Source organism: Pukyongiella litopenaei, from assembly GCF_003008555.2.
Taxonomy (GTDB): Bacteria; Pseudomonadota; Alphaproteobacteria; order Rhodobacterales; family Rhodobacteraceae; genus Pukyongiella; species Pukyongiella litopenaei.
In genome coordinates, this window is the sequence record NZ_CP027665.1 from 2,928,853 (window position 1) to 2,954,647 (window position 25,795).

General features: G+C 69.0%; 22 protein-coding genes. 14 read left to right on the forward strand and 8 right to left on the reverse strand.

All coding sequences use genetic code 11. The annotated features are described in order from the left end of the window. Nucleotides 1–2 precede the first annotated feature (2 nt). The 3 genes from C6Y53_RS14485 (at nt 3) to C6Y53_RS14495 (ending at nt 5,366) form a co-directional block, all read left to right on the forward strand. Nucleotides 3–2,048: an oxidoreductase gene (locus tag C6Y53_RS14485; RefSeq protein ID WP_106473074.1), complete on the forward strand. Its 2,046-nt coding sequence runs from the start codon at nt 3–5 to the stop codon at nt 2,046–2,048. A 99-nt stretch (nt 2,049–2,147) separates the two neighbouring features. Continuing rightward, on the forward strand, nt 2,148–3,182 hold the full coding sequence (locus C6Y53_RS14490) for a hypothetical protein (RefSeq protein ID WP_106473075.1): 1,035 nt from the start codon (nt 2,148–2,150) through the stop codon (nt 3,180–3,182). Between the two features lie 42 nt (nt 3,183–3,224). After that, complete coding sequence (locus tag C6Y53_RS14495) at nt 3,225–5,366, forward strand: hypothetical protein (protein ID WP_106473076.1); 2,142 nt, start codon at nt 3,225–3,227, stop codon at nt 5,364–5,366. A gap of 45 nt (nt 5,367–5,411) precedes the next feature. Here C6Y53_RS14495 and C6Y53_RS14500 read toward each other — a convergent pair whose 3' ends face one another. Both C6Y53_RS14500 and C6Y53_RS14505 read right to left on the reverse strand, forming a co-directional pair. Continuing rightward, entirely contained in the window at nt 5,412–5,966 is a 555-nt protein-coding gene (locus C6Y53_RS14500; RefSeq protein ID WP_106473077.1) for an ActR/PrrA/RegA family redox response regulator transcription factor, read from the reverse strand. Between the two features lie 70 nt (nt 5,967–6,036). Then, a complete protein-coding gene (locus tag C6Y53_RS14505; RefSeq protein WP_106474127.1) occupies nt 6,037–6,657 on the reverse strand; it encodes an SCO family protein in 621 nt (206 codons plus the stop codon). 120 nt (nt 6,658–6,777) lie between these two features. Between C6Y53_RS14505 and regB the strand changes: the two genes are divergently transcribed. The 8 genes from regB to trxA all read left to right on the forward strand — a co-directional run bounded on the left by regB (nt 6,778) and on the right by trxA (nt 18,699). Further along, nucleotides 6,778–8,142 carry a sensor histidine kinase RegB gene (gene regB, locus C6Y53_RS14510; protein ID WP_106473078.1) on the forward strand — a complete coding sequence of 455 codons (1,365 nt, stop codon included), beginning with the start codon at nt 6,778–6,780 and terminating at the stop codon, nt 8,140–8,142. Between the two features lie 76 nt (nt 8,143–8,218). Then, entirely contained in the window at nt 8,219–9,760 is a 1,542-nt protein-coding gene (locus tag C6Y53_RS14515) for a PAS-domain containing protein (protein ID WP_106473079.1), read from the forward strand. Nucleotides 9,761–9,812: 52 nt separating this feature from the next. Then, nucleotides 9,813–10,298 carry a tRNA (adenosine(37)-N6)-threonylcarbamoyltransferase complex ATPase subunit type 1 TsaE gene (gene tsaE / locus C6Y53_RS14520; protein WP_106473080.1) on the forward strand — a complete coding sequence of 162 codons (486 nt, stop codon included), beginning with the start codon at nt 9,813–9,815 and terminating at the stop codon, nt 10,296–10,298. A 16-nt stretch (nt 10,299–10,314) separates the two neighbouring features. Continuing rightward, entirely contained in the window at nt 10,315–11,316 is a 1,002-nt protein-coding gene (locus C6Y53_RS14525; protein ID WP_106473081.1) for an aminoglycoside phosphotransferase family protein, read from the forward strand. Further along, entirely contained in the window at nt 11,313–12,005 is a 693-nt protein-coding gene (locus C6Y53_RS14530; protein ID WP_211299395.1) for a nucleotidyltransferase family protein, read from the forward strand. The genes C6Y53_RS14525 and C6Y53_RS14530 overlap by 4 nt, the downstream gene beginning before the upstream one ends. Then, nucleotides 11,998–14,934, forward strand: a complete 2,937-nt coding sequence (gene addB, locus C6Y53_RS14535; protein ID WP_106473082.1) for a double-strand break repair protein AddB — start codon at nt 11,998–12,000, stop codon at nt 14,932–14,934. Before C6Y53_RS14530 ends, addB begins: the two co-directional genes overlap by 8 nt. After that, nucleotides 14,931–18,341 (forward strand): double-strand break repair helicase AddA, encoded by a 3,411-nt coding sequence (addA, locus tag C6Y53_RS14540; protein ID WP_106473083.1) that lies wholly within the window; start codon nt 14,931–14,933, stop codon nt 18,339–18,341. Before addB ends, addA begins: the two co-directional genes overlap by 4 nt. A gap of 37 nt (nt 18,342–18,378) precedes the next feature. Then, nucleotides 18,379–18,699: a thioredoxin gene (trxA, locus tag C6Y53_RS14545; protein ID WP_106473084.1), complete on the forward strand. Its 321-nt coding sequence runs from the start codon at nt 18,379–18,381 to the stop codon at nt 18,697–18,699. 53 nt (nt 18,700–18,752) lie between these two features. On the opposite strand, the gene C6Y53_RS14550 is transcribed toward trxA, so the two are convergent. Continuing rightward, the gene (locus tag C6Y53_RS14550) at nt 18,753–19,673 is read right to left on the reverse strand and encodes a hypothetical protein (protein ID WP_106473085.1); all 921 of its coding nucleotides are present in this window, start codon (nt 19,671–19,673) and stop codon (nt 18,753–18,755) included. A 98-nt stretch (nt 19,674–19,771) separates the two neighbouring features. Here C6Y53_RS14550 and hslV point away from each other — a divergent pair, with 98 nt between their 5' ends. The 3 genes from hslV to C6Y53_RS14565 are packed head-to-tail and all read left to right on the forward strand — an operon-like array spanning nt 19,772 to nt 22,795. Further along, nucleotides 19,772–20,329 carry an ATP-dependent protease subunit HslV gene (gene hslV / locus C6Y53_RS14555; protein WP_106473086.1) on the forward strand — a complete coding sequence of 186 codons (558 nt, stop codon included), beginning with the start codon at nt 19,772–19,774 and terminating at the stop codon, nt 20,327–20,329. Further along, nucleotides 20,326–21,633 carry an ATP-dependent protease ATPase subunit HslU gene (hslU, locus tag C6Y53_RS14560; RefSeq protein WP_106473087.1) on the forward strand — a complete coding sequence of 436 codons (1,308 nt, stop codon included), beginning with the start codon at nt 20,326–20,328 and terminating at the stop codon, nt 21,631–21,633. Before hslV ends, hslU begins: the two co-directional genes overlap by 4 nt. Before the next feature lie 52 nt (nt 21,634–21,685). Continuing rightward, nucleotides 21,686–22,795, forward strand: coding sequence for an alpha/beta hydrolase (locus C6Y53_RS14565; RefSeq protein WP_106473088.1), 1,110 nt, complete (start codon nt 21,686–21,688; stop codon nt 22,793–22,795). 16 nt (nt 22,796–22,811) lie between these two features. Here C6Y53_RS14565 and C6Y53_RS14570 read toward each other — a convergent pair whose 3' ends face one another. The 5 genes from C6Y53_RS14570 to C6Y53_RS14590 form a co-directional block, all read right to left on the reverse strand. Continuing rightward, entirely contained in the window at nt 22,812–22,991 is a 180-nt protein-coding gene (locus C6Y53_RS14570) for a DNA gyrase inhibitor YacG (protein WP_106473089.1), read from the reverse strand. Beyond that, the gene (locus C6Y53_RS14575) at nt 22,988–24,010 is read right to left on the reverse strand and encodes a ribonuclease E/G (protein ID WP_106473090.1); all 1,023 of its coding nucleotides are present in this window, start codon (nt 24,008–24,010) and stop codon (nt 22,988–22,990) included. The genes C6Y53_RS14570 and C6Y53_RS14575 overlap by 4 nt, the downstream gene beginning before the upstream one ends. Further along, entirely contained in the window at nt 24,007–24,585 is a 579-nt protein-coding gene (locus tag C6Y53_RS14580) for a Maf family protein (protein WP_106473091.1), read from the reverse strand. Before C6Y53_RS14580 ends, C6Y53_RS14575 begins: the two co-directional genes overlap by 4 nt. 10 nt (nt 24,586–24,595) lie before the next feature. Next, nucleotides 24,596–24,814, reverse strand: coding sequence for a translation initiation factor IF-1 (gene infA / locus C6Y53_RS14585; RefSeq protein ID WP_005620785.1), 219 nt, complete (start codon nt 24,812–24,814; stop codon nt 24,596–24,598). A gap of 84 nt (nt 24,815–24,898) precedes the next feature. After that, a complete protein-coding gene (locus tag C6Y53_RS14590; protein WP_106473092.1) occupies nt 24,899–25,774 on the reverse strand; it encodes a carbon-nitrogen hydrolase family protein in 876 nt (291 codons plus the stop codon). Nucleotides 25,775–25,795 lie beyond the last annotated feature (21 nt).

Here is a 25,795-nt window from a genome sequence, read left to right on the forward strand (position 1 = left end):
GCATGTCGAAGGATCCGCTGCTCCAGCCCTATCAGCTCGGGCATCTGACGCTGCGCAACCGCATCATGACGACGGCGCATGAACCGGCCTATCCCGAGGACGGCATGCCCAAGGACCGGTATCGCGCCTATCACGAGGAACGCGCCCGGGCCGGGGTGGCGCTGGCGATGACCGCCGGCTCGGCGGTGGTGTCGCGCGACAGCCCGGCGGCGTTCAACAACATCCTCGCCTATCGCGACGAGGTGGTGCCGTGGATCCGGCGGCTGACCGACGCGTTGCACGGCCATGGCTGCGCGGCGATGATCCAGCTGACGCATCTGGGGCGGCGCACCGGCTGGGACCGGGGCGACTGGCTGCCGTCGCTGTCGCCGGGGCCGCATCGCGAACCCGCCCACCGGGCCTTTCCCAAGCTGATCGAGGACTGGGACATCGACCGGGTGATCGCCGATTATGCCGATGCCGCCGACCGGATGCAGCAGGGTGGCATGGACGGGATCGAGCTCGAAGCCTATGGCCACCTGGTCGACCAGTTCTTTTCCCCGCTCACCAACCGGCTGACCGGCGCGTTCGGCGCCGAAACGCTGGACACGCGGCTGCATTTCCTGTTCCGCGTGCTCGATGCGATCCGGGCGCGGGTCGGGCCGGACTTCATCGTCGGTGTGCGCTATACCGCCGACGAGGCCGAGCCCGGCGGCCTGTCCGCCCCCGAGGGGATCGAGATCGGCCGGCGGCTGGCCGCCTGCGGGCAGGTCGATTTCCTCAACGTGATCCGGGGCCGGGTGCATACCGATGCCGCGCTGACCGACGTGATCCCGGTGCAGGGGATGACCTCGGCGCCGCATCTGGATTTCGCAGGCTCGATCCGCGAAGCCACCGGGATGCCGACATTTCATGCCGCGCGGATCGCCGATGTGGCCACGGCGCGGCACGCGGTGGGCTCGGGGCTGCTGGACATGGTCGGCATGACGCGGGCGCACATGACCGACCCGCATATCGTGCGCAAGATCATCGAAGGGCGCGAGGACGAGATCCGCCCCTGCGTCGGCGCGAACTATTGCCTCGACCGCATCTATCAGGGTGGCGAGGCGCTGTGCCTGCACAATGCCGCCACCGGGCGCGAACTGACCATGCCGCATGACATCCCCCCCGCGCCCCGGCGCCGGCGCGTGGTCGTGGTCGGTGCCGGGCCCGGCGGGCTCGAGGCGGCCCGCGTCGCCGCCGAACGTGGCCACGCGGTGAGCGTGTTCGAGGCCGCCGCCGACCCCGGCGGGCAGGTGCGGCTGACCGCGCGATCGCCGCGCCGGCGCGAGATGATCGGGATCATCGACTGGCGCATGGCCCGATGCGCCGCGCGCGATGTGGAGTTCCGGTTCAACAGCTGGGCCGAGGCCGCCGATGTGATCGCGCTGGAACCGGACGTGGTGATCGTCGCCACCGGCGGGCTGCCGAATACCGAACTGTTCGAAACCGGGCGGGATCAGGCCGATGTGGTGACCGCCTGGGATATCATCTCGGGCGACGTGAAGCCCGCCGACAGCATCCTGATCTATGACGAAAGCGGCGACAATCCCGCGCTTCAGGCCGCCGAGACCGCCGCCGCCGCCGGGGCGAAGGTCGAGGTGATGACGCCCGACCGCGTCTTTGCGCCCGACATCATGGGCATGAACCTGGTGCCCTACATGCGGGCGCTGCAGGACAAGGACGTGACCTTTACCGTCGCGCGCCGTCTGCTCGATGTCCGCCGCGACGGCAACGCGCTAACCGCGACCATCGGCACCGATTACAGCGATCACCGTTACCGGTCGCGCTACGACCAGGTGGTGGTGAACTATGGCACGGTGCCGCTGGCCGATCTCTATTTCGACCTGAAGCCGCTCAGCCGGAACGGCGGCGCGGTGGATCACGACGCTCTGGTCGAGGGCAGGCCGCAGCAGGTGACCCGCAACCCGGACGGCGCGTTCCAGCTGTTTCGCATCGGTGACGCGGTGTCGTCGCGCAACACCCATGCCGCGATCTACGAAGCGCTGCGGCTGGTCAAGGATATCTGAAACAGCCATCCGCCAGCCAGACGGGGGGCGAACGCGCCGGATGACGGCGGGGGCCATGCTGGGCTATACTCGGCCGATCAGGCACAGGAGTGACCCGCCATGTCGACGCTCGCGCTTTCGGGGCCGGAGCTGAAGAAGACGATCGCCATCGCCCGGAAGAAACCGCTGGGATTTGCCTTCAGTCCCGGCAGCAAGGACAGCGAACACATCCTTGCGCTGGATCGCCGGAAATCGGGCGAGATGCTCGGCCGGGGGGTCAAGAAGGAAAGCGGGTCGTCCCGGGTGGCCCATGGCAGTTGCGAGGTGGTCGGCAAGGAATTGCGGCTGACCTGCGACCGGACGCTCAGCGGGATGGCCAAGAAGCTGAAGAAGTTCCTGAAGGCCAACAAGGTGCCGCTGAATGTCGTGGTGCTGGATGCCGACGGCACCGAGATCGAGAGCGATATCGGGGACCTGGACGAGGACGGCACCGACGATGCTGCCCAGGCGGGTGATGCCGAGGCGCTCGCGGCCAGATGGCTGGCGGTGCGCGACCGGCTCGCGGCGGCGGTCGACCCGCATCTGGGCCGGACCGACGGCACGTCGGCGAAAATCGCGGCGGTCTGGGATCTCGCGGGCACCAAGGCCGGGGCAGGGGAGTACACCGCCGCGCTGCAATGCGCCGCCGCGCTGGCCAAGCTGCTGGCGGCGGCGGGCAAGCCCGAAAAACTGGCCCCGGAAAACCCGGATACAGGCGAGATCGCCATGGACATCACCCGAAAACGGGCCTTCCTCGTCACCCGCTGGAAACAGGTTCCGGGTGAGATCAAGGTGGAGATCGACGCCCTGATCGGCGCGGTCGAGGCGCGCCTGCCCTATGAGCGGCCGGCCGAGCTGCGCGGTGCGATCAACGCCCGGGTGAGCGACCTGATCCGCGATATGGTCGGGCAGATCAACGATGCGGTGGACAGGTCGGTTTCGGATGGCGATGGCCAATACGGGGCGGTGGCGCGTGTGGCCGCGACCCTGAAATCCGAGATCCGCTGCAACGAGGTCGTGCAGGCGCTCAGGCAAAACGGGCTGGTCGATGGCGACAGGTTCGAAACCGTCTTTACCGATGCGCTGGACGAAATCAGCGCCGCTCTGACGGCCTGACATGCCGGGGCCGTTCCTGTCCACGGGTGAGGAATTTCTGCCATGCTGAAGATCGTCGAGGCGCTGATTGCCCAATGCGACAAGAGCCCGTCACTGAAGGTCTATCGTTCGGAACTGGAGCAGCTGCGCCGGGCGTTGATACGCGACCCGGTCGCCGCCGATCAGGCCGCGCGTGACCTGGTCCTGAGCATCCGGCCCGCATTGCGCGACAAGCTGCCGGATCCGCCGGTGAGGCCACCGGTCCCGCCCGCGCCCTCTGACGGGCCGCATCCGGGGATCGCGCGGCTGCGGTCCGCCCTGAACCTGGCGCAGATCCCGGCGGAAGACGTGGCGAAATCGAACACACCCATCCCGGTCCCGGGCGGGCTTCCGCCGGTTTCCGGCGGGCCGCCATTGCCCGACGGCAAACAGCCGCCAAGGGTGGGCGCGGGTCAGGCCAAACCGCCGCCGCAACCCGTAACCGGCGCGGGCGCGGCAGCGCCCCGGCCGCCGGGCGACACCTATCTGTCCGGCCCGCTCAAGAAGATGATCGCGCCCGACATGTTCGCAGCACCGGCGGAGCAGACCGGGCCGCTCGGCGATGCCTGCACCCGCTACAATTACGTCATCCATTCGGCCAGCGTGCAGGGTGTCGCCAGTGCCGTCTATGACGCGGTCATGACCTATCTGCGGGCAAAGAACAGCAACAAGAAACCCGGCCGGACCGGTGATGTCGACGCGAAGCTGGTGCCGGCCTTGCCGGAGGTGGCGCAGGCGGCGCTCAACGACATTCTCCGCAAACGGGCCGAGGCGGAAGGCTGGGCCGAATTCGTGCCGGGCGCCATTCCCAGCGTGCGCGAGATCCTGGAATCGCAGGTGGCGTTCAAACCCCGCCCCGCGGCGCCCCCGAACCCAGATCTGATGGCGGCGCGGTCGTCCGATATCGGCACCGCGCGGCTGGACAAGAACAAGCCCAAGGAGGCGTTCATGTCGCCCGAGGCGGTCGCGAAATCGAACCGGCAGCTGGAAGAGGCCAACTCCTTCATCCGCTTCGAGATCATCGGCAAGCCGGGCGATGACGGCAAGGTGCGGGTCAAGCCGGTCTTCGCCGACCGCCCGGTCCGGGCCAGCGCGCATGGCGAGGATCATGTCACCATCAAGCGGATCAACGCGGGCCGCCAGGAAGAGGGCGGCGGCGCCGATTTCCTGAGCTGGGCCGACTGCCATCGCACCGCGCAGTTGATCATGGGGTCCGAGGACCAGCCGGGCGGCGTGGACGACAGCGAACGCATCGTGGTTGGAACCGGCGATGGCAAGCGGGCTTTGCAGCCGCTGCCGCGCGGTGCGGTGCAGCATATCCGCAAGGGCAAGGATTCGGGGGCCGCCCGCGCGCTCTACGGGATGCTCGACGCCTGTCTGCCCGGCTTTGTCGGCGCCAGGCTGGCGGGCAAACCCGACCCCGGACCGGCGGAACAGAAGGTGCTGGACGAACTGGCCCTTGCCGACACGGTGCAGCAGCTGAAGATCGAGTTCGATATCCTGAATTCCCGGTTCACCCAGATCTGGAAAGTCGTGCGGGAAAACAAGGATCTCGACGCCGGCATCAAGGACGGGCTCGAAACCCGCATGTCCAAGGGCGTCGCGGCGCAGGTGCGCATCTATGACAACGTGTTCAAGGACGATGCCGATTACGACGCCGCCGATGTGGCGCGGGCCAGCGCGGCCATCGACGAACTCAAGCGCCTGGTCACCCTGATGGAGGCGGAATCCGGCCTCGTCTTTGCGGGCAGGGACGCGCCGACCGTTCCGGTCCCCAAGGACATGCGCAAGACCTACATGGCCATTGCCGAAGATCCGGCGCTGATGGACGCGCTGTCACGCGAACTGGGCCTCAACCAATATGCCCGGCCGGCGGTGGGGGATGCCATGTGCCAGCTCAACGACGATATCCGCAAGGAAGAAGCCGAGGACGAAGGCCGGGACATCTGGAACTATCACTGGGCCGGTGTGGTGATGGTCAATGACGACGGGTCGTTCATGGCGCTGGAGAACCTGTCGGTCGAAGATCAGCGCGCGGTGAACGAGGACTGGTATTTCGCGCTCTACCGCCCCGACGGCGACGGGTCGTTCCACGCGGTGAACTGCCATGACGACCATGTGGTCGCCAACGCCACCACGATGGTGATGAAGCGGGTCGACACCTAGACCGCGCCGGCCGCGGTTGACGGGGGACGGGCGCGGCCCGGATCCTCAGCGCGGGCTGCGCTTGGCCAGGATGCGCTGCAGGGTGCGGCGATGCATGTTCAGGCGCCGCGCGGTTTCGCTCACGTTGCGGTCGCACAGCTCATAGACCCGCTGGATATGTTCCCAGCGGACGCGGTCGGCGCTCATCGGGTTCTCCGGCGGCGGCGGCAGTTCGTCATTGGTGGCAAGCAGCGCGTTGGCGATGTCATTGGCATCGGCCGGTTTCGACAGGTAGTCGGTCGCGCCGATCTTGACCGCCGCCACGGCGGTGGCGATCGCGCCATAGCCGGTCAGCACTACCACCCGGCTGTCGGGGCGCCGTTCGCGCAGCACCTCGACCACGTCGAGCCCGTTGCCGTCCTCGAGCCGCAGGTCCACCACGGCATAGGCGGGCGGGCGGGCGGTGGCGATGGCCCGGCCGGCGGCGACGGAGCCCGCGGTTTCGACCGCAAAGCCGCGCTTGGCCATCGCCTTGGCCAGCCGGCGCAGGAACGGTTCGTCGTCATCCACCAGCAGCAGCGATTTGTCGGGGCCGATCTCGCCCTGTTCCGCTTCCGTCATGTTCAGTCTCCGGATCAGCCTCGCGTCGAAACAGTCTTAACGGCTGACGCTGCGAGGTCAAACGAACGCGTTACAGCTTGTCGACGAAGCAGCCGACGGTATCGGCCATTTCCTCGGCGCCGACATCGCGGCGAAAGAACTCGAGCAGCCCTTCGCCCGGCGCGACCAGGTAGGTGAAGGTCGAATGATCGACGAGGTAGAATTCATCCTCGGCCTCATGCGCCTTGTAATAGGTCTTGTAGGCGGTCGAGGCGGCCTTGACCTGTTCGGGCGACCCGGTCAGCCCGATCATCCGGTCATGCAGGTTGGCGGCGAACTCGCCCACGACTTCGGGCGTGTCGCGGCGGGGGTCGATCGAGATGAAGACCGGCGTGACCGTCTTGCCGCGGCTTTCCAGGATGTCCACTGCCTCGGCGTTGCGCGCCGTGTCCAGCGGGCAGACATCGGGGCAGAAGGTATAGCCGAAATAGATCAGCGTCGGCCCGGTGATGACATCGGCATCGGTCACCGTTTCGCCGCGATCGTTCACCAGTTCGAACGGGCCGCCGATCTGGTTCGAGCCGCCGGCCACCTGCGCGGTGCGGCAGTCGGCAAAGCGGTCGTCGCCGCCGGAACGCAGCGACGAGAGGTAAAGCCCGCCCAGCAGGGCGGCAACGGCCGCGGCGGCAGCAATGGCATAGGTGCGGTTCATGGCGGGTCTCCGGTCCTGGCACCGGCGCGTCCCGGCCAGGGATCGCGGGGCGCGGCGGTTGATCGATTGCGCCCGCACCCCTATCAGTTTGAACAACCGTTGCAACCGGCAGGTTGATCCATGCCCGATACCGATATCAGTCCGATCCACGGCGAAGCCCGCGGCAGCTGGATACGCCTGCGCACGCTGATCCTGCTGCGCTGGGTGGCGATCTGCGGCCAGCTCACCGCGCTCATCGTGGCGCAGCGCATGTATCACCTGCAGCTCGACCTGGGGCTGTGCTACATGGCAGTGGGGGTGTCGGTGATCGGCAACCTGATCGCGATCTCGGTGTTCCCGGAAAACAAGCGCCTGACGGAAAGCGAGTATTTCCTGATGGTCCTGTTCGACCTGCTGCAGCTGTCGTTCCTGCTGTATCTGACCGGCGGTCTGCACAACCCGTTCGCGTTGCTGCTGCTGGGGCCGGTGACGATTTCGTCCACGGTTATGGGGCTGCGGTCGACGCTGATCATCGGCGGTACGGCGATCATCCTCGTCACCCTGCTGGCCGAGTTTCACGTTCCGCTGCGCACCGAACAGGGGTTCATCCTGCGCATTCCCGACGTGTTCGTGTTCGGCATGTGGGCCGCGATCATCATCGCCACCGTGTTCATCGGCTCCTACACGCGGCGGCTGAGCATCGAGATGCAGTCGATGTCCGACGCGCTGACGGCGACGCAGATGGCGCTGGCGCGTGAACAGAAGCTGACCGATCTCGGCGGGGTGGTGGCGGCGGCGGCGCATGAGATGGGCACGCCGCTGGCGACGATCAAGCTGGCCTCGGGCGAACTGGTGGAAGAGCTGGAGGACCGGCCCGACCTGCGCGAGGATGCCGAGCTGATCCGCGAGCAGGCGGACCGCTGCCGCGACATCCTGCGTGACATGGGGCGGGCCGGAAAGGATGACCTGCACCTGCGCCAGGCGCCGCTGAGCGCCGTCCTGGCCGAAGCCGCCGAACCGCATGCGGATCGCGGCAAGGCGATCCGTTTCGAAGAAAACGCCGCATCGGGCGGGCCGCAGCCGTCGATCCTGCGCAAGCCCGAGGTGATTCACGGCCTGCGCAACCTGATCCAGAACGCGGTCGATTTCTCGCAGGCGAATGTCTGGGTCGAATCCGCCTGGGGAGACGCCACGATTTCTGTGCGGATCATGGATGACGGGCGCGGTTTTCCGACCCAGCTGATCGGCCGGATCGGCGATCCTTTCGTGCGGCGGCGGCGCGGCGAGGGCGAGCGGCGCGTCCGGCCCGAATACGAAGGCATGGGGCTGGGCCTGTTCATCGCCAAGACCCTGCTGGAGCGGACCGGGGCCGAGCTGACCTTTGCCAACGGCACCGGCGACCGCAGCGGCGCGGTGGTCGAGGTCACCTGGCCGCGCGACAGCCTGGATGCGCAGCATGGCGCCAACGTGGTGCCGCCCGGCCGGAACCAGCGGATCGGGATGTGAGACCCGTGCCTTCGTTAAGATATCGTTAACCCTTTGGGCGGCATTGTGACGATGGAACGTGCAATGGGATCGCCCGATGCAGGATCTTGTGCTTTGGGAATGGCTGGCGGTGGCCGCTATCTGCCTGATGACGGCGGCCGTGGCCTTTGCCGCGCTGTCGCCGCGCCCGGTCGCCCGTCCCGCGCCGGTGCTGGCGGACGAGGCGGTATGGCTGTTCGACGGCGCCGAGCTGATCGAGGCATCGGCGGCGGCGGATCGCGCGATGGCGGGACGGGTCGGTGACTGGGCCGAGTTCCGCGCCGGTCTGGCCACCCGGTTCCCCGACCTGCCGGACGATCCCGCCGACCTGCGCCGCGCCGGTTCGCTGACCATGGCCGCCTCGGGACCGGGGCCGGCGATGACGCTTGGCTGCGAATGGATCGGCGGCGTGGTGCGGGCGACGCTCCGGCCCGATCCCGACCCCGGCCCCGATGCCGCCGACGGCGCGGGCACCTGCGAACTGGACCGGCTGCGCGCGGTGGTCGAGGATGCCCCGCACCCGATCTGGTGGACGGACCGCGCCGGGCGGGTGGCGTGGCATAACGCGGCCTATGCGCGCCTCTTTGCCGGGGTGCATGGCCGCGATCCCGATCCGGATACCACCCTGTTCGACCTCTCCGGCGATGACCGCCGCCAGGCCGGCACCCGCCACTCGGTTCCGGTCCGTGGCACCGGCCGCAAGCTCTGGTTCGACCTGTTCGAAATCGAACGCGGTGACGGCGCGTTGACCTATGCCACCGATGTCAACGCGGTGATCGAGGCGGAACAGGCGCAGCGCAATTTCGTCCAGACCCTCGCCAAGACATTCGCGCAGCTGTCGATCGGGCTGGCGATCTTCGATCGCAACCGCCAGTTGGTCCTGTTCAACCCGGCGCTGGTCGACCTGACCGGGCTGCCGGCCGAATTCCTCAGCCCGCGGCCGACTTTGCTGTCCTTTTTCGACCGGTTGCGCGACAACCGGATGATGCCCGAACCCAAGAATTACGGCAGCTGGCGGCACCAGATGGCGGATCTGGTCGCCGCGGCATCGGACGGGCGCTACCAGGAAACCTGGTCGCTGCCGTCCGGGTCGGTCTATTCGGTCACTGGTCGGCCGCATCCCGACGGCGCGGTGGCCTTTCTGTTCGAGGATATCACCGCCGAGGTCACGCTGACCCGCCGGTTCCGTTCGGATCTCGAACTCGGCCAGTCGATCCTGGATCGGCTCGATGACGCGATCGCCGTGTTCGCGACGGATGGCAACCTGACGCTGTCCAATGCCGCCTATGGGCGGTTGTGGAAGGCCGACCCGGACAAGAGCTTTGCGCAGACGTCGATCCTGGACGCGACCCGCCTGTGGCAGTCGCTGTGCGAGGCGACCCCCGCCTGGGGCGACCTGCGCGATTTCGTGGCCAGTTCGGAAAACCGGGCCGAATGGTGGGCGCCGGTGACCATGCGTGACGGCACGAACCTGACCTGTTCGGTCTATCCGGTTCCCGGCGGCGCGACCATGGTCAGCTTTCGTGTGTCCGAGGTGGCCGCGCCTGCCCCGGACCTGCCGGATCAGGGCGATGGCGAACCCGCCCCGGTGTTGACCTGAGGCGGGCGCGAACCGGCTTGCGGCCCGCCGATGCCGGGGCCATTGTGGCGCCATGACCACGACCGCGCCCGGCCTGACCCTTGCACTTGGCTCTCCCGATGACACCACCCGGTTCGCCCATGCGCTGGGCGGGGTGCTGGCGGCGGGCGATACCGTGCTGCTCGACGGTCCGGTGGGGGCGGGAAAGTCGTTTCTGGCCCGCGCGCTGATCCGGTCGTTGCAGGAGATCCCCGAGGATGTGCCGTCGCCCACCTTCACGCTGGTGCAGACCTACCACACGCGGGCGGGCGAGATCTGGCACGCGGATCTCTATCGGTTGGGCGGCCCGGACGAGATCGACGAACTGGGCCTGTCCGAGGCGTTCGACACCGCGATTTGCCTGATCGAGTGGCCCGACCGGCTGGGACCGCTGGTCCCGGATAATGCGCTGACCCTGCGGCTGGACCCGGACAGCGGCGACGAGGATGCCCGCCACGCCCGGCTGCGGTGGCGGGATCCGAAATGGAAGGCCAGGCTGGAGCGTCTGCGCCATGACTGACAGTATGTCTGACCGTATGACCGAGCGTGGCCGCCTGGCCGACCGTTTCTTGTCGCGCACCGATTGGGCCGGTTGCGCCCGCGACCCGCTGGCCGGCGATGCGTCGAACCGGCGCTACGAACGCCTCACCGGCCCCGGCGGCACCCGCGCCGTGCTGATGGATGCGCCGCCCGGCCGGGGCGAGGACGTGCGCCCCTTTGTCCGGATCGCCGGGTTGCTGCGCGGCTGGGGCCTGAGCGCGCCGCGCATTCTGGCGCAGGATGCGGCGCAGGGGTTCCTGCTGCTCGAAGACCTGGGCGACGACCTGTTCGCCCGCGTGATCGCGGCCGATGCGGCCCGCGAAGCGCCGCTCTACGAGGCGGCCACCGACCTGCTGTTGCACCTGCACCGCCACCCCGCGCCCGACCTGGCGCGGCTGACACCGCCGGTGCTGGCAGAGATGACCCGGATCGCCTTTGACTGCTACGGCGCGGCGCTGGCCGGCCCGCCGCCGGAGGCCGCGATCGACGCGCTGGTGGCCCGGCTCGGGCGCATCTTTGCCGGGACCATCGGCGGCGACCCGGTTCTGATCCTGCGTGACTATCATGCCGAGAACCTGCTGTGGCTGCCCGAACGCGATGGCGTCGCGCGGGTTGGGCTGCTGGATTTCCAGGATGCGGTGACCGGCCATGCGGCCTATGATCTGGTGTCGCTGTTGCAGGACGCCCGCCGCGATATCCCGGCCGCGATCGAACGATCCTGCATCGACCGCTATGTCCGGGGCGCGGGGGGCGATGCTGCGGGGTTCCGCACCGCCTATGCGCTGCTGGGTGTCCAGCGCAGCCTGCGCATCCTCGGCGTGTTTGCCCGGCTGGCCCGCGATCATGGCAAGACCCGCTATCTCGCGTTCATGCCGCGCGTCCACGGCCATGTGATGCACGGGCTGCGCCACGAGGCGCTGGCCCCGGTGCGCGACGATCTGGCCGCTTTGCTGCCCGAACCGACCCCGGCCAATCTGGACAGGCTGAAACCGCGATGACCGACGGGCCCGATGCCGTGATGATCTTTGCCGCCGGGTTCGGGACCCGGATGGGGGCGCTGACCCGCGAGTGCCCCAAGCCGCTGATCGAGGTCGCGGGCAAGCCGCTCTTTGATCACGCGCTGGCGCTGGTCCGGGATGTCGCGCCGCGCCGCATCGTCGCCAATACCCATTACCGGGCCGACAGGATGGAGGCGCATCTGGCCGCGCGCGGCGTGACTGCGTCACCCGAGCCGGGCGAGATCCTCGATACCGGCGGCGGGCTGAAGGCGGCGCTGCCGCTGCTGGGCACCGGCCCTGTTTTCACGTTGAACCCCGATGTGATCTGGCGCGGTCCCAACCCCCTGCGGCTGCTGCGCGAGGCATGGGATCCGGCGCGGATGGACGCGCTGCTGCTCGGCGTGCCGCCCGACCGGGCGCGGGGCCGCCGGGGCGGGGGCGATTTCGACATCGACGACGGCGGCCGCGCCCGGCGCGGGTCGGGCCTGATCTATGGCGGCGCGCAGATCCTGCGCACCGAGGGGCTGGCGGATATTGCCGACCGGGTGTTTTCGCTCAACCTGCTCTGGGACCGGATGATCGGAGCGCAACGGCTGTATCTGCTCGAATATCCGGGCATGTGGTGCGATGTCGGGCGCCCCGAGGGGATCGCGATGGCCGAAGCGCTGCTGGAGGAACCCAATGTTTGAAACCGATCCCGCGCCGCGCCTGTTCGCGGTGCCGCCCGGCGTCGATTTCCCGCGCGCGCTGATCGACGGGTTGTTGGCGCGGCTCGACGGTGCGCCGCCCGAGGCGCTGGCGCGGGTGGTGCTGATCGTCAACACCCGGCGAATGGCGCGGCGGCTGCGGATGCTGTTCGACGCGGGACCGGCCCGATTGTTGCCGCGGCTCTGCGATGTCACCGATCCCGAAGCCGTCTTTGGCGCGACCGGCCTGCCGCCCGCGCGGCCGTCCTTGCAGCGGCGGCTGGAACTGGCGCAGCTGATCGCGCGCCTGCTCGAGGCGCAGCCGGATCTGGCGGCGCAGTCGTCGCGGTTCGACCTGGCCGACAGCCTGGCGGCGCTGATGGACGAGATGCAGGGCGAAGGCGTGCGCGCCGAGGCGATCCGCGCGCTGGACGTGTCGGACCTGTCGGGCCACTGGGACCGTGTGCAGGCGTTTTTCGACATTGCCGAACGGTTCACCGGGGCGGGCGCGGACAGCCCCGACCCGGCGGCGCGGCAGCGCCAGGTGGTCGAAACGCTGGTTGACCGCTGGCGGGACGATCCGCCGGCGCACCCGGTCATCCTGGCCGGCTCGACCGGGTCGCGCGGCACCACGCAACTGCTGATGCAGGCGGTGGCGCGGCTGCCGCAGGGCGCGGTCGTCCTGCCGGGCTTCGATTTCGAGATGCCGGACGAGGTCTGGGACGGCATGGGTGACGCGCTGCTGGCCGAGGATCATCCGCAATACCGGTTCCGGGCGCTGACCGCCGCGCTGGGCATGGCCCCGCGCGACATCCGGCGCTGGCACGATGCCGCGCCACCCAGCGCCGAGCGCAACCGGCTGGTATCGCTGGCGCTGCGGCCCGCGCCGGTGACCGATGCCTGGCTGTCCGAGGGGCCGCGGCTGGACGGGATCGGCGCGGCCACCGCCGGGCTGACGCTGCTCGAGGCGCCCAGCCCCCGGACCGAGGCGCTGGCCATCGCGGCGCGGCTGCGCGAGGCCGCCGAGACCGGCCGCCGCGCCGCGCTGATCACGCCCGACCGGATGCTGACCCGGCAGGTGGCCGCGGCGCTGGATCGCTGGCGGATCGAACCGGACGACAGCGCCGGGCTGCCGCTGCAACTGTCGCCGCCGGGCCGGTTCCTGCGGCAGGTCGCGGACCTGTTCCGCCAGCGGCTCACCGCCGACCGGCTGCTGGCGCTGCTCAAGCATCCGCTCTGCCATTCGGGCGCGGGACGCGGCGACCACCTGCGCCACACCCGCGACCTGGAACTGCACCTGCGCCGCAAGGGCGTGCCATATCCGGATACCGCCAGCCTGCGCAGCTTTGCGGCGAAATACCCCGATGCGGTGCTCGCGGCCTGGATCGACTGGCTGGACCGGTGTCTCTGCGGCCTGGCCGACGATGGCATCCACCCGCTGGCGGACTGGACGGCACGGCTCTGTTCGGTGGCCGAGGCCGTGGCCGGGGGCAGCGCCGGCGACGGCAGCGGCGGGCTGTGGGACCGCAATGCGGGGCAGGCGGCGCGGGCGGTGCTCGACGACCTGGGGGCCGCCGCCGGCCATGGCGGCGACATGCGGGCCGGGGATTTTGCCGACCTGCTGGGCAACCTGCTGGCCGGTGGCGAGGTGCGCGACCGCGATGCGCCGCATCCGGACATCATGATCTGGGGCACGATGGAGGCGCGGGTCATGGGGGCGGACCTGCTGATCCTCGGCGGGTTGAACGAAGGCAGCTGGCCCGAGGCGCCGCCTCCCGATCCCTGGCTGAACCGGGCGATGCGCCACCGCGCGGGCCTGCTGCTGCCGGAACGCCGGATCGGTCTTTCGGCGCATGATTTCGAACAGGCGGTGGCCGCGCCCGAGGTCTGGCTGACCCGTGCGAAACGTTCCGAGGACGCCGAGACGGTGCCGTCGCGCTGGCTGAACCGGCTGACCAACCTGCTGGACGGGCTGCCCGATGCGGGCGGGCGCGCCGCGCTGGCGGCCATGCGGGAACGCGGCGCGATCTGGTTGCGCCATGCCGACAGGCTCGACGCCGCTCCCCGGATCGCCGCGGCCCCGCGCCCGTCGCCACGCCCGCCGGTCGCCGCGCGGCCCCGCCGACTGTCGGTGACCGAGATCAAGACGCTGATCCGCGACCCCTATGCCATCTATGCCCGGCATGTCCTGAAGCTGACCCCGCTCGACCCGCTGACCGACGCGCCCGACGCGCGGTTGCGCGGCATCGTCGTGCATGACGTGCTGGACCGCTTTGTCAGGGCGACGCTGGACGACCCGGCGCTGTTGTCGCGCGAGACCTTTCTGCAACTGTGCCATGACGGGCTCGAACAGAACGTGCCCTGGGCCGCGACCAGGCGGTTGTGGCTGGCGCGGCTGGAGCGGATTGCCGGTGCTTTCGTGCGCGATGAGACCGGCCGGCAGGCCATTGCCCGTCCGACCGGGTTCGAAACCGATGGCAGGCTGGAATTGTCCGCGCCGGCCTTTACCCTGACCGGGCGTGCCGACCGGATCGACCGCGATGACCGCGGCGCGCTGTGGATCTATGACTACAAGACCGGGCAGGTGCCCTCCGAAAAGCAGCAGGTGCAGTTCGACAAGCAGCTTCTGCTCTGTGCGCTGATCGCCGAGGACGGGGGCTATGATGGGTTCGCCCCGGCCCATGTCGCGGGCGCCAGTTTTGTCGGGCTGTCGGGAAAGGGCGCGATCCGCCACGCGCCGCTGGACGAGGAACCCGTGGCCGGGATCCGCGCCGATTTCACCCGGCTGATCGCCCGCTATCTCGACCCCGAACAGGGCTATACCTCGCGCCGGATGCTGTTCAGCGATAAGGATCGCGGCAGCTATGACCACCTGGCACGGTTCGGCGAATGGGATCGCGCCGTCGATGCGACCCCGGAGGATCTGACATGACACCGCGCGATGACGCCACCGAAACACCGCGCGATGACGCCACCGAACGGCAGGTGCAGGCGGCGCGGCCGGACGTGTCCACCTGGTTGTCGGCCAATGCCGGGTCGGGCAAGACGCGGGTGCTGACCGACCGGGTCGCGCGGCTGTTGCTGAATGGCACCGAGCCGCAGAACATCCTGTGCCTGACCTATACCAAGGCCGCGGCCAGCGAGATGCAGAACCGGCTGTTCCGGCGGCTGGGCGCCTGGGCGATGATGTCCGATGACGACCTGGCGGGCCAGTTGCAGGATCTTGGCGCCGACGGGGCAACGGATGCCACCGCGCTGCGGGCCGCCCGGACGCTGTTCGCGCGGGCGATCGAAACGCCCGGCGGGCTGAAGATCCAGACCATTCATTCGTTTTGCGCGGCGCTGCTGCGGCGGTTCCCGCTCGAGGCGGGGGTGAGCCCGCAATTCACCGAGATGGAGGACCGCGCCGCCGCGCTGCTGCGCGCCGAGATCGTCGAGGATTTCGCGGACGGGCCCCGCGCGGGGCTGATCGACGGGCTGGCGCGGCACCTGTCGGACATGGATTTCGACCGCATCGCCGGTGCGGTTGCCGCCCGCCGGGCCGCGTTCGATGCCCGACCGATGGGCGAAGCGGACCTGCAGGCGCTGTTCGGCCTGCCCGCCGGCTATGACGACACCGCGCTGCTGTCCGATGTGTTCCTGGGCGGCGAGACCGGGCTGCTCGCCACCATTCTGCCGGTCCTGCGCGACAGCGGCGGCAACAACGCCAAGGCGGCCGAAAAGCTGGCCGGGCTGGTGGTTCCGTCGGTCGACGCGCTGACCGCGTTCGAGGGCGCGTTCCTGACCGGGGCCTCGGCCAGGGAGCCCTTTACCGCCAAGATCAGCAGCTTTCCCACCAAGGCCCTGCGCGAAGGGGCGCTGGCGGCGCAGATGCCGGCGCTGGAATCGTTGATGGGGCGGGTCGAGACCGCCCGGCAGCGGCGGCTGGCGCTGGCGGCGGCGCGGAAATCGGCGGCGCTGCATGCGTTCGCCGCCGATTTCCTGCCGGAATACGCACGCCGCAAGCAGCGGCGCGGGTTGCTCGATTTCGACGACCTGATCCTGGGCGCGCGGCGCCTGCTGAGCGATCCGGCGGTGGCGGCCTGGGTGCTCTACCGGCTCGATGGCGGGATCGACCATATCCTGGTCGACGAGGCGCAGGATACCAGCCCCGCGCAGTGGCAGGTGATCGAACGCCTGGCGCAGGAGTTTGCCAGCGGCGAGGGCACGCGCGACGCGGATGCGCGCACCATCTTCGTGGTCGGCGACCGCAAGCAGTCGATCTATTCCTTTCAGGGCGCGGACCCGGCCGAGTTCGACCGGATGCAGGCCGAGTTCGGCCAGCGGCTGGGTGATGCGGGCAAGCCGCTGGAAAGCCTGACGCTGGAATATTCCTTCCGCTCGGCCGGGGCGATCCTGCGGCTGGTGGATCTCGTGTTCGAGGGGTGCGACAGCGCGGGTTTTGGCGCCGACGGGCTGCATCGCGCGTTCAAATCCGATCTGCCGGGGCGGGTCGATCTGTGGCCGGTGGTGCCGAAATCCGACGATGGCGATGACGGGCACTGGGCCGACCCGGTGGACCGCCGCAGCGAACACCACCACGACGTGGTGCTGGCCAATCGGATCGCGCGGGCGATCGCGAACATGATCGGAACCGAGACCATTCCTGTCGACGGGGCCGGGCCGGGCCAGTTCCGCCGCCGCAAGGTGCGGGCGGGGGATTTCCTGATCCTGGTCCAGCGCCGGTCCGACCTGTTTGCCGAGATCATCCGCGCCTGCAAGGCGGGCGGGCTGCCCATCGCCGGGGCCGACCGGCTGAAGGTGGGCGCGGAACTGGCGGTGAAGGACCTGGCGGCGCTGCTGCGGTTCCTGGCCACGCCCGAGGACAGCCTGTCGCTGGCCGAGGCACTGAAATCGCCGCTGTTCGGCTGGTCGGAACAGGCCTTGTTCGACCTGGCGCATCGGCGCGAAACACGGTTCCTGTGGCGGGCGCTGCGGGATCGCGAGGCCGAGTTTGCGGCCGAGATCGCCATGTTGCGGGACCTGCGCGATGCCGTCGATTTCCTGCGTCCCTACGACCTGATCGAACGCATCCTGACCCGCCATGACGGCCGCCGGAAACTGCTGGCGCGGCTGGGGCCCGAGGCCGAGGACGGGATCAACGCGCTGCTGGGGCAGGCGCTGGCCTATGAGCGGACCGAGATCCCGGGCCTGACCGGATTTCTGACCTGGATGGAAACCGACGACCTCGAGATCAAGCGCCAGGTGGACAGCGGGGGCGATCTGATCCGGGTGATGACCGTGCACGGGGCCAAGGGGCTCGAAGCGCCGATCGTGATCCTGCCCGACACCGCTCCGCGCCGCAAACCGCCCGGCGCCGGCATCGTGATGACCGGCGATACACCGCTGTGGCGGGTGGCGCAGGCCGAGATGCCCGCGCTGATGGCCGAGGCGGATGCCGGCGTGCAGGCGCGGCAGGAACAGGAACGGCTGCGGCTGCTCTACGTCGCGATGACGCGGGCCGAGAAATGGCTGATCGTCGCGGCGGCGGGCGATTTCAAGGAGGACGCGGAGTGCTGGTTCACCATGATCCGCGATGCCATGACGCAGGCGGGGGCCGAAGCGGTCCCGTTCGAGGGCGGCGACGGGCTGCGGCTGGCCGAGGGGGACTGGTCCGGACTGCCGGTCACGGCCGAGACCGCCGATGTGCCGCCCGAGCCGGTGCTTCCCGAGTGCCTGACGCGCCCCGCGCCGGCTCCGGTCATGGCGGTGCCGACCCTGACGCCATCGGACCTGGGCGGGGAAAAGGCGCTGCCCGGCGGCGATGGCCTGGACGAAGATGCGGCCATGCGGCGCGGGACCGCGCTGCACATGTTGCTCGAACATCTGCCCGGATTGCCGGCCGGGGACCGCGCCCGCCGCGCGGCGGTGCTGCTGCCGGACTGGCCGGACCCGGAACGCGCGGCCCTGCTGGCCGAGGCCGCGGGGGTGCTGGATGCGCCCGACCTCGCCGGGCTGTTCGCGGCGGATGCGCTGGCCGAGGTGGCGGTGAGCGCCCCGGTCGGCGCGGCGCGGGTTCACGGGCAGATCGACCGGCTGCTGGTCTCGCCCGAGCGCGTGCTGGCGGTGGATTTCAAGACCAACGCGACGGTTCCCGCCCGCGCCGAGGCATGTCCCGAGGGTCTGTTGCGGCAGATGGGCGCCTATGCGGCGGCGCTGGCGCAGGTCTGGCCCGACCGGGTTGTCGACACCGCGATCCTGTGGACGCGCACCGCGCATCTGATGCCGCTGCCGCACGATCTCGTGTCCGCGGCGCTGTCGCGTGCGTCGCGCCTTGACGATGGCGGTGGGGGTACCTAGGTTCACTCGCCAGAGATACCTGTTCAGGAGCAAGACCATGTCCACCGTCGCCGTCACCGACGCCACGTTCGACGCCGAAGTGCGCAACTCCGATATCCCCGTCGTGGTGGATTTCTGGGCCGAATGGTGCGGCCCCTGCAAGCAGATCGGCCCCGCGCTGGAAGAACTGGCCGTCGAATACCAGGGGCGCGTGAAAATCGCCAAGGTCGACGTGGACAACAACCCCAACACCGCCGCGGGGCTGGGCGTGCGCGGCATCCCGGCACTGTTCGTCTTCAAGAACGGTGAGGTCGTGTCGAACCGCGCCGGTGCGGCCCCCAAGGCCGCGCTGCAAAGCTGGATCGACGAAGCGATCTGAGCCCGCGCCAGCGCGGAACGGTCATCGGGCGCCTTTCGGGCGCCCTTTGCATGTCATGGCGGGGCCATCGGCAGGCCGCCGCGCGCCAGCGCCGCGGCGATCCGGTCCGGTGCCCGGTCATTGCCCGCATTGATCGACATGCGCTGCCAGAACCAGTGCAGATACCCGGCATAATCGGGGGTCATGCCCGGTCCGGTTTCCAGCGCGCGCCGAACGCCCAGGTCATGCACGTTGGCGGCGATGTGGTGAAAATCGACCCGCGCGAACAGCACCGCCGGCCTGGCGAAAAAATAGCCGTTGAAGGCGACCGCCGAATTCTGCGTCACCACATGATGGCACCCGGCCAGCAACGGCTCCATGCCGCCCCAGCGCAGGTCCAGCCGTGGGTGGGCGCGGGCGAGCGTATCGAGGGCGTCGAGTTCGGCGGTGGTGTAGCGCTCGCCGGGATGCAGCGTCGCGATCACGGGCCGGTCGTCATGGTCCAGCACCGCCCGCAGCATGTCGATCGGCGCGCAGGACTGGAACGACCGGTGCCGCAGCAGCCGCCCCTGCAGCGGCACATAGATGAAATCGCCCGGCTGCGCCGCCCCGGTTGCCTCACCGAACAGGCGCCGGCGCCAGAACCGGCAGAACCGGTCCGCGTCGGGCGCCCGGTCGGCCGGGTCGAACCGGCTGCGGGCGACATGCCAGTCCCAGCGCCGCCCGCTGCGTTCGATCGCCCAGAACGGATAGTGATAGACGCGCCGGAAACACAGGGCGCGGTCATGCGGCGGGTCGGCCATGTGGAACAGCGCAAACCCCCGCCGTGCTGCGCTTTTCATCCGTTCGGCGATGGTATCGGGGCGGTATTCGACGCGATATCCGGCCGCTTGCGCCACCCGCGCCAGCTTGTTGATGAAATTGTGCTGCCCGGCCCGCGCGCTGGCGCGCAGCCCGTCGTCGAGGTGGATGCGGAGAATGCGCGGTTCGGCCATGGGCGCCAAGCTAGGAGCCGGGTGCGGCGGGTGCAAGCCATGCCCTTGAGTCCCCGGCGTGTCGGCTCCATATAGGCGCGAGAACGAAGGAGAGGCGCATGAGCGAGAGCGAATTCCCCGGCTGGCATGGCACCACGATCATCGGCGTCCGCAAGGGCGGCGAGGTGGTGATCGCCGGTGACGGGCAGGTGTCGCTGGGTCAGACCGTGATCAAGGGCACCGCCCGCAAGGTGCGCCGCCTGTCGCCCGGCGGGTTCGAGGTGGTCGCGGGCTTTGCCGGATCGACCGCGGATGCCTTTACCCTGCTGGAACGGCTCGAGGCCAAGCTGGAGGCGACGCCCGGCCAGCTTGCCCGCGCCAGCGTCGAACTGGCCAAGGACTGGCGCACCGACAAGTATCTGCAAAAGCTCGAGGCGATGCTGATCGTGTCGGACGGGGCCGAGATCTTCGTCATCACCGGCGCGGGCGACGTGCTGGAGCCGGAACATGACGTGGCCGCGATCGGGTCGGGCGGCAACTTTGCCCTCGCCGCCGCGCGCGGCATGATGGACAGCGACCGCAGCGCCGAACAGGTGGCCCGCGACGCGATGGCGATCGCGGCCGATATCTGCGTTTACACCAATGGCAACCTGACGGTGGAGAAGATCACCAAATGACCGACCTGACCCCCCGCGAAATCGTCAGCGAACTGGACCGGTTCATCATCGGCCAGAAGGACGCCAAGCGTGCCGTTGCAGTGGCGCTGCGCAATCGCTGGCGTCGCAAGCAGCTGGCCGACGATCTGCGCGACGAAGTCTATCCCAAGAACATCCTGATGATCGGCCCCACCGGCGTCGGCAAGACCGAGATCAGCCGCCGCCTGGCCAAGCTGGCGCGGGCGCCGTTCATCAAGGTCGAGGCGACCAAGTTCACCGAGGTCGGCTATGTCGGCCGCGATGTCGAACAGATCGTGCGCGATCTGGTCGATGCGGCGATCCTGCAGACGCGCGAATACATGCGCGACGAGGTCAGGGCCAACGCCCATCAGGCGGCCGAGGACCGGGTGATCGCGGCCATCGCCGGCGACGATGCGCGCGAGGCGACCCGCGAGATGTTCCGCAAGAAGCTGAAGTCGGGCGAACTGGACGGCACCGTGATCGAGCTGGATGTCGCCGACAGTTCGAACCCGCTGTCGATGATGGAAATTCCGGGACAGCCGGGGTCGAACATGGGGATGATGAACCTCGGCGACATCTTCGGCAAGGCGTTCGGCGGGCGCACGGTGCGGCGCAAGATGACGGTGGCCGACAGCTACGAGGTGCTGATTTCCGAAGAGGCCGACAAGCTGCTGGACGACGAAACCGTGACCCGCACCGCGCTGGAGGCGGTCGAGCAGAACGGCATCGTGTTCCTCGATGAAATCGACAAGGTCTGCGCCCGCAGCGATGCGCGTGGCGGCGACGTGTCCCGCGAAGGGGTGCAGCGCGACCTGCTGCCGCTGATCGAGGGCACGACCGTGTCCACCAAGCACGGGCCGGTCAAGACCGACCATATCCTGTTCATCGCCAGCGGCGCGTTTCACATCGCCAAGCCCAGCGACCTGTTGCCGGAACTGCAGGGGCGCCTGCCGATCCGCGTCGAATTGCGGCCGCTGACCGAAGGCGATTTCGTGCGCATCCTGACCGAGACCGACAACGCGCTGACCCTGCAATACACCGCGCTCATGGGGACCGAGGAGGTCGTGGTGAGCTTTACCGATGATGGGATCGCGGCGCTGGCCAGGATCGCCGCCGACGTGAACCAGTCGGTGGAAAACATCGGTGCGCGGCGGCTCTACACGGTGATGGAGCGCGTGTTCGAGGAACTGTCCTTTTCCGCGCCGGACCGGTCTGGCGAGGCGGTGGTGGTCGACGCGGCATTCGTCGAGGCCAACCTGGGCGAACTGACCCGTTCGTCGGACCTGAGCCGCTACGTTCTCTAGGCGCGGCGGGGCCGTCCGTGGCAGTCGGCGAAAACGGTTCGGAGGCGGCCGGATGAAAAAGCTGTGGATCGCGCTGGCGGCACTGGCGGTGTTGCCGGCCTGCGCCTCCAAGCGATACACGCCGACCGTGCCCGATGCGCTGGCGGTCGGGACACCGCAGACTGTGTTCAGCGCGACGACACGCGAACGGGACGCGGACGGGTATTTCCGGTTCGACCGGTCGCATGAGGTCCAGTATCTCGAACTCACGGTTTCGGTGCCGCCCACGCACAGGCCGGGCGAGCTCAGGTTCGGCGGGCGAACCCCCGATGCCACGACCGAGTTCACCATGGCGGGCCGGCACGCCTTTGCCTCGCAGCAGGATTTCCTCGCCCGGCTGAACCGCCATCTCGCCGGGCGGGCCGCGTCCGAAAGCGAGGTGGTCGTGTTCGTTCATGGCTTCAACTACACCCAGTCCGAGGCCGCGTTCCGGTCGGCGCAGATGGCACAAGACATGAACCTGGCCGGCGCGATGATGATCTATTCCTGGCCCAGCCGGGGCCGCGCGCTGGGCTATGCCTATGACATCGACAGCATGATGTTCGCCCGTGACGGGCTGGAGCAGCTGTTGCGCGTCGTCAGCTCGTCGCGCGCGCGGCGCGTGGTGGTGGTGGCGCATTCGCTGGGCAGCGCCCTGACGATGGAAACCCTGCGCCAGATCGAGATCAGGCAGCCGGGTTGGTCCAGGCGCAACCTGGCGGGCGTCGTGCTGATTTCCCCGGATATCGATGTCGAGCTGTTTCGCAAACAGGTGGCCGCGATCCGGGACCTTCCGCAGCCTTTCGTCATTTTCGCCAGCCCGAAGGACAGGGCGCTGAATATCTCGGGGCGGATCCGGGGCACTGCCGACCGGCAACGGCTGGGCAGCATCGGCAACACCGGCGACCTGGCCGGTCTGCCGATCGAGGTGATCGATACCAGCGCCTTTGTGGAAGAGGCCGAGTCATCGCATTTCGTGGTCGCGAGCTCGCCCGCCCTGATCGCCATGCTGAACGACGCCGAGGTTCTCTCGACCGGGGTCGCGCCCGAGGATCCGACATTGGTGGAGATCCTCACCGGGACAGTGCAGCCGCGCAATCAGGCGGTCCGCGCAGGGCCGCCTCAACGGACCGGGGCCGACTAGAGGAATCCGGTCGCGGTCAGTGACGGGTGTCGTCGGGCCCGGGTTCAGGCGGGGTCTGGTCGGCGGCGTCGATATCGGTGTCGGGCAGGGTATAGCCGCCGTTCAGCCAGCGGCCCAGATCCAGGTCGGCGCAGCGCTTCGAACAGAATGGCCGCCAGTCCCTGCGGGTCGGTTTGCTGCAGATCGGACAGCTCATGCGGCGGTTTCCGACAACGGCACCCGGTCGCGTTTGCGCTGCAGCTCGAAATGGCCCAGCGGTGTCCAGCCCGCCAGCACCGTGTCGATCGGGTCGGCGCGCAGCGCGGCACGCAGCGCGGTTTCGAACCCGCGCCGGTCCTTCTTGGGCATCGGCGCCAGGTCGAGCGTGATCTGCCCGCCGAGGCCGCGCAGGCGCAGGGCGCGGGGCAGGGCGCGCGTCAGCGCCATGTTGGCCTTCAGCCCCGCCGCCAGCGATGTGTCGGCACCGGTATTCACGTCCACGGCCACCAGCGCGCGGGTGGGTTCGATGAACAGATGCCCGCCGCCCGGCAGGGCTTCGCGCGGATCCCGTGCCGCGTCGATCGCATCCAGCACGCCGTGATCGTCGAAACAGCCCGGAGCGCGGTCGATATCGGCCGGCTCTGCCCATTCGCGCCAGGCCAGCGCGTGGGGGCCGTCGCCCTCGATCAGCATTTCGGGGGTTTCCCCCGCATCGCCCATCACCCGTGCCGCCAGCTCGGCCATGTCGGCGATATCGGCGGCAATGGCATCGCCATCCGCGCCCTCGCAGGAGGATCGCAGGATCAGCCCGTGACCGCTGTCGCCCATGGTTTCATGCGCGATTTCGAGCAGCCGGTCGCGTTCGTCCTCATCGCGGATGCGCCGCGAGATGTTCAGCCCCGGCGCGTCGGGGGTGACGATGGCGTGGCGGCTCTTGAACAGCAGCTTCTGGGTGACCGGCATCGCCTTGCCCGGTTCGGCATAGCCCGACACCTGCACCAGCAGCGTGGCCCCGGGCGCGAGCCCCTTGACCTGGCGCAGGAAAGCGGACCCGTCGGGCGTGGTCACGAACATGCCGCCCTGACCTTTCACCGGCCGGTCGGCGCGGGCGCGATAGATGGTGCCGGGGGCAGGGGCGTCACCGGCGACCAGCAGATCGTCGAGCCGCCCATCCACCACCAGAGCCGCCGCCTCGCGGCCACCCAGATGGTCGAGCAGGATGGAACGCCCCTTCATGCCGCGGCCTCGCGGGATTGCAGGCCCGCCGCCTGCAACAGCGTCGCGGTTTCCGCCAGCGGCAGGCCGACAATGCCGGTGAAACTGCCGCTGATCCACGGAATGAAGACCCCCGCCGGCCCCTGGATCGCATAGGCGCCCGCCTTGCCGCGCCAGTCGTCGCTGGCGAGATAGGCGTTCAGTTCCGTGTCCGACAGCCGTTTCATCCTGACCCGGCTTTCCACCACGCGTTCCCATATCCGGTCGCCGCGCCGCACCGCGACAGCGGTGAAGACCCGGTGCCGCCGTCCCGACAGGGCCAGCAGGAACTCTGCCGCCTCGCCGGCATCGGCGGGTTTGCCCAGGATGCGCCGCCCCAGCGCCACGGTCGTATCCGCGCACAGCACCACGTCATCGGCACCGGCGGCGACCGCCTGCGCCTTTTCGCGGGCGATACGGGTGCAATAGGGGCGTGGCAATTCGCCCTGTCGCGGGGTTTCGTCGATGTCGGGGGGCAGAATCGCATCGGGCGTCAGGCCAATCTGACCCAGCAGGTCCAGCCGTCTCTGGCTGCCCGATCCGAGAATGAACGCCATGTGACCGGCGTTACTTGAAACGATAGTTGATCCGACCCTTGGTCAGATCATAGGGGGTCATTTCCACCTGAACCCGGTCGCCGGCCAGAACACGGATGCGATTCTTGCGCATCTTGCCTGCCGTGTGCGCGATGATCTCATGGCCGTTCTCAAGCTCGACCCGAAATGTCGCATTGGGCAGGAGTTCCTTCACGACACCGGGAAATTCGAGCGTATCTTCCTTGGCCATGTTGTCTCCATCACTGAAAGCCCGCTGAAAGGCGGGCCGCAGTCGCTAGATGCGCCCAAAACCATCAGGATTCAAGGGTTCAATTCAGCCAAGACGCAGGGTTGTGACCGATTCGAGCCGCGTTTCCTGCTCGGACCAGTGGTCGCGGTTCAGCACGACACCGTCGCGGCGCACATGGGCGATGGCGGCCGGGTCGATCTCGGCAAAGGTCCAGCCGGGCCTGTTCAGCGCCCCTTCGGCCAGCACCCCGGTGGGCGGGAAACCTGTGTCCGGCGGGCCGAACACGCCGCCCGCGCCGACGCCGGCCTCGACCGCGGGCAGCCATGCGGCATCGCCGACAACCGAGGCCATGGCGGTCACGCACTGGGTTTCCAGCGCCCGCGCCATCGCGCCGACCCGCACCCGCCAATAGCCCGCCAGCGCCTCGGTGCAGGAGGGCACGAGAATCACGTCGGCCTCGGCCAGGGCCCGGCCCAGCAGCGGAAACTCGGCATCGTAGCAGATCAGGATGCCGATTTTGCCCAGGGCGGTGTCAAACAGCGTCAGCGGCCCGCCGGGGGCGATGTGCCAGTCCTCGCGCTCGAACCGGGTCATGATCTGCTTGTCCTGCACGCCGATGCCGCCGCCGGGCGTGAACAGCCGCGCGCGGTTGACAGGGCGGGGCGTGGCGGCGGCCGGCGCCGAGGCGGCGAGGATATGCACGCGATGATCGGCGGCCAGCCGCGCGTGCAGCGCGTCGGCATCGGCCAGCCGGTCGGATACCGCATGCAGCGATGCCTCGAGATCGCCCGCCACGTCCGCGCCCGCAAGCGACGCCAGTTCCATCGCGCCATATTCGGGGAAAACCAGCAGGTCCGCCCGGTTCGATACGGCGTCCTCCACCCAGGTGGCGATCTTGTCCTCGTAGTGCGCCCAGCTTTGCAGGCGGTCCAGCGGGTAGGCGGCGGTGGCGATGATCAATGCGGTCTCCCAACGGGCAGG

Bases quoted from the DNA above. Each gene is read 5' to 3' on its own strand.
- C6Y53_RS14485 (WP_106473074.1), top strand. From the start codon at position 3: ATGTCGAAGGATCCGCTGCTCCAGCCCTATCAGCTCGGGCATCTGACG.
- C6Y53_RS14490 (WP_106473075.1), top strand. From the start codon at position 2,148: ATGTCGACGCTCGCGCTTTCGGGGCCGGAGCTGAAGAAGACGATCGCC.
- C6Y53_RS14495 (WP_106473076.1), top strand. From the start codon at position 3,225: ATGCTGAAGATCGTCGAGGCGCTGATTGCCCAATGCGACAAGAGCCCG.
- C6Y53_RS14500 (WP_106473077.1), bottom strand. From the start codon at position 5,966: ATGACGGAAGCGGAACAGGGCGAGATCGGCCCCGACAAATCGCTGCTG.
- C6Y53_RS14505 (WP_106474127.1), bottom strand. From the start codon at position 6,657: ATGAACCGCACCTATGCCATTGCTGCCGCCGCGGCCGTTGCCGCCCTG.
- regB (WP_106473078.1), top strand. From the start codon at position 6,778: ATGCCCGATACCGATATCAGTCCGATCCACGGCGAAGCCCGCGGCAGC.
- C6Y53_RS14515 (WP_106473079.1), top strand. From the start codon at position 8,219: ATGCAGGATCTTGTGCTTTGGGAATGGCTGGCGGTGGCCGCTATCTGC.
- tsaE (WP_106473080.1), top strand. From the start codon at position 9,813: ATGACCACGACCGCGCCCGGCCTGACCCTTGCACTTGGCTCTCCCGAT.
- C6Y53_RS14525 (WP_106473081.1), top strand. From the start codon at position 10,315: ATGACCGAGCGTGGCCGCCTGGCCGACCGTTTCTTGTCGCGCACCGAT.
- C6Y53_RS14530 (WP_211299395.1), top strand. From the start codon at position 11,313: ATGACCGACGGGCCCGATGCCGTGATGATCTTTGCCGCCGGGTTCGGG.
- addB (WP_106473082.1), top strand. From the start codon at position 11,998: ATGTTTGAAACCGATCCCGCGCCGCGCCTGTTCGCGGTGCCGCCCGGC.
- addA (WP_106473083.1), top strand. From the start codon at position 14,931: ATGACACCGCGCGATGACGCCACCGAAACACCGCGCGATGACGCCACC.
- trxA (WP_106473084.1), top strand. From the start codon at position 18,379: ATGTCCACCGTCGCCGTCACCGACGCCACGTTCGACGCCGAAGTGCGC.
- C6Y53_RS14550 (WP_106473085.1), bottom strand. From the start codon at position 19,673: ATGGCCGAACCGCGCATTCTCCGCATCCACCTCGACGACGGGCTGCGC.
- hslV (WP_106473086.1), top strand. From the start codon at position 19,772: ATGAGCGAGAGCGAATTCCCCGGCTGGCATGGCACCACGATCATCGGC.
- hslU (WP_106473087.1), top strand. From the start codon at position 20,326: ATGACCGACCTGACCCCCCGCGAAATCGTCAGCGAACTGGACCGGTTC.
- C6Y53_RS14565 (WP_106473088.1), top strand. From the start codon at position 21,686: ATGAAAAAGCTGTGGATCGCGCTGGCGGCACTGGCGGTGTTGCCGGCC.
- C6Y53_RS14570 (WP_106473089.1), bottom strand. From the start codon at position 22,991: ATGAGCTGTCCGATCTGCAGCAAACCGACCCGCAGGGACTGGCGGCCA.
- C6Y53_RS14575 (WP_106473090.1), bottom strand. From the start codon at position 24,010: ATGAAGGGGCGTTCCATCCTGCTCGACCATCTGGGTGGCCGCGAGGCG.
- C6Y53_RS14580 (WP_106473091.1), bottom strand. From the start codon at position 24,585: ATGGCGTTCATTCTCGGATCGGGCAGCCAGAGACGGCTGGACCTGCTG.
- infA (WP_005620785.1), bottom strand. From the start codon at position 24,814: ATGGCCAAGGAAGATACGCTCGAATTTCCCGGTGTCGTGAAGGAACTC.